The sequence below is a fragment of the Arthrobacter sp. 2MCAF14 genome (assembly GCF_052115645.1).
Lineage (GTDB): Bacteria > Actinomycetota > Actinomycetes > Actinomycetales > Micrococcaceae > Arthrobacter.
The window spans coordinates 1-2,744 of the sequence record NZ_JBFRHB010000087.1; the positions used below are offsets into that span (position 1 = coordinate 1).

Consider the following 2,744-nt stretch of genomic DNA (forward strand, 5'->3'; position numbering starts at 1 on the left):
TTCTTGAGCCGGTGCATGACCTCGTTGCTTCCCCTGCCGAAGTAGTCGTGCAGTGTCCGGTACTCGCGGAACAGCTCTTCGTAGGCGGCGACGTTTTCCGGGATCGGCGTGTAGGCGGCCCCGGGTTCGGATCCCATGGCGGCCGCGGCCGCCCGGATATCCGGGTACTCCCCGGCAGCGACGGCGGCATGGATCGCCGAACCCAGCGCAGGCCCCTGGGCGGAGCCGATCGTGGAGAGCGGCAGCCCCGTGATGTCGGCATAGATCTGCATCAGCAACTTGTTCTTGAGGAGCCCTCCGGCCACAATGAACTCCTTAACCGGCACTCCCGAGTCGCGGAAGGCATCCACGATGGTGCGGGTGCCGAAGGCCGTGGCCTCCAGGAGCGCCCGGTAGATGTCCTCCGGGCGGGTTGCCAGCGTCTGGCCCACGACCACGCCGGACAGCTCGTGATCCACCAGGACGGACCGGTTGCCCGAGTGCCAGTCCAGCGCGATGAGCCCGTGTTCGCCGATCCCTTGACGGGAGGCGAGTTCGGTGAGGTATTCGTGGATGCCCAGGCCTGCCGCCTCGGCGGCTTCGTGGTATTCGGGCGGGACGCCGTACCGGGTGAACCAGCCGAAGATGTCACCGACCCCGGACTGGCCGGCTTCGTAACCCCAGAGCCCGTCCACGATCCCGCCGTCGACCACTCCGCACATGCCCGGCACTTCGTGCAGCTCGGAGCCGTTCATGACGTGGCACGTGGAGGTGCCCATGATCGCGACGAGCTGTCCCGGTTCCACGGCCCGGGCCGCTGGCGCGGTGACGTGCGCGTCGACATTCCCGACGGCGACCGCGATGCCCTCACGCAGGCCGGTCCAGGCGGCAGCTTCGGCCGTCAGGTAACCGGCGGCATCCCCCAGCCGGCCAATCGTGCGTTCGAGCTTGGTGGACACGAAGTCTTTGAAGCCAGGGTTCAATGCCGCAAGGAAGTCTTCAGACGGATATTTGCCGTCCTGGTAGATGCCCTTGTACCCGGCGGTGCAAGCATTACGCACATAGCTTCCGCAGAGCTGCCAGACGATCCAATCCGCGGCCTCGACCCAGTGGTCCATCGCCGCATACGCTTCCGGGTCCTCCTCCAGCAACTGGAGGCCCTTGGCCAACTCCCACTCAGAGGAAATGAGCCCACCATAGCGCGGCAGCCACGCCTCGCCGATCTCGGCGGCCAGGGCGTTGATGCGGTCCGCCTGCCCCTGGGCCGCGTGGTGCCGCCACAACTTCACATACGCATGCGGCCGGTCGGCGAAGCCGTCCAGCTCGCTCAGCGGAGTACCATCAGCCTTCACCGGCACCATGGTGCACGCCGTGAAGTCGGTGGCGATCCCGACGACGGCGGCCGGATCGATCCCGGCGTCGCGCACCGCGGCTGGAACCGCATGACGCAACACCTCCCGGTAGTCCTGGGGCACCTGCAGCGCCCACTCCCCCGGAAGCCGGACCGCTGTGCCATCAGGTCCATCCGCCAGATCGGCCGGCAGGGCCTCGGTGATGACCGCGTGCGGATAGTCGAACACCCCGCTTCCCAGTTCCTTGCCGTCCCTGACCCGCACCACGACGGCCCTGCCGGAAAGCGTGCCGTAGTCCACGCCGATGACGTAATGTTCCTTGCCGTCCGCTGTGACGCCCATGAAAATCCTCCAATAGCCAGTCCGCAGCCTTGCGGACTCGTCCAATTGTGAGCGCTAACAATCCACACGTCAAGATGTGGTGATCCACGGCCGGCCCGCCCAAGGGAACAGAAGCAGTCAGACGGGGGCGGAAGTGCTTCGGCGCACTACCAACTCAGGCTCCACCACGGTGGTGCCGACGCTTTGCCCGTCCTCGATGCCGCCCAGCATGAGGTCCATGCAGCGCCGCCCGAGTTCTTCGAAGTCCTGGCGCACCGTGGTCAGCGGCGGCGTGAAGTAGCCGGATTCGGGTTGGTCATCGAAACCCACCACCGAAACGTCCTCGGGCACGCGGACGCCCGCCTCGCTGAAGGCCCGCAACAGACCCAGGGCCATCTGGTCATTTCCCACAAAAAGCGCGGTGGCCGTCCTTTCATCGGCGAGTTTCCTGCCGATGTCGTAGCCGCTGCCGGCACTCCAGTCCCCCACTACCAGCAGATCATCCTCAAGGCCCGCGGCCCGCAACGCCGCGCTCCACCCTTCGGCCCTGGCCACTCCGTCGATCCAATCCTGCGGCCCGGCCACGTGTCCGATCCTGCGATGTCCTTGATCGAGCAGATGCCTGACGGCCAGTTCCGCGCCGCGCTTCTGGTCCACCATGGCTCCGCTGACGGAGGCGTCGCCCATTGATCCGACGGCCACCACGGGAACCCCCGCGTTCACTTCCGCCAACGCCAGCAGGGTCTCCGAATGCGGCACGATGACGACGATCCCATCCACGGACTGGTCCAGGAAATGCCGGACTGCATCAAGAATCGCCTCGCGATTGACCGTCCTCAAGGCTGCGATGCTGACGAAATAGCCGGCATCCCTCGCCGCCTGTTCGACGCCCAGTAAGGTGTTCGCCGGGCCGTATTGCGCCAGCTCACTCGCCAGGACGCCGATGGTCTGGGAGCGACGGGTCACGAGGCTCCGTGCAGCAGTGTTGCGCCGGTATCCCAGTTCGGTGATGGCCGCCTCGACACGCTCACGAGTGCCCTTGCTGACGTTGGGGTGGTCGTTGATCACCCGGGACACGGTCTGGTGCGAGAC

At 66.3% G+C, this 2,744-nt stretch carries 2 protein-coding genes; both read right to left on the reverse strand.

What is annotated here, in order from left to right:
* Positions 1 to 1,673, reverse strand: a 1,673-nt coding sequence (gene araB / locus AB4074_RS24615; RefSeq protein ID WP_441415723.1) for a ribulokinase, incomplete at its 3' end; no start/stop codon positions are given.
* A 117-nt stretch (positions 1,674 to 1,790) separates the two neighbouring features.
* Positions 1,791 to 2,744: LacI family DNA-binding transcriptional regulator (locus tag AB4074_RS24620; protein ID WP_441415724.1), on the reverse strand; the 954-nt coding region annotated here is incomplete at its 5' end.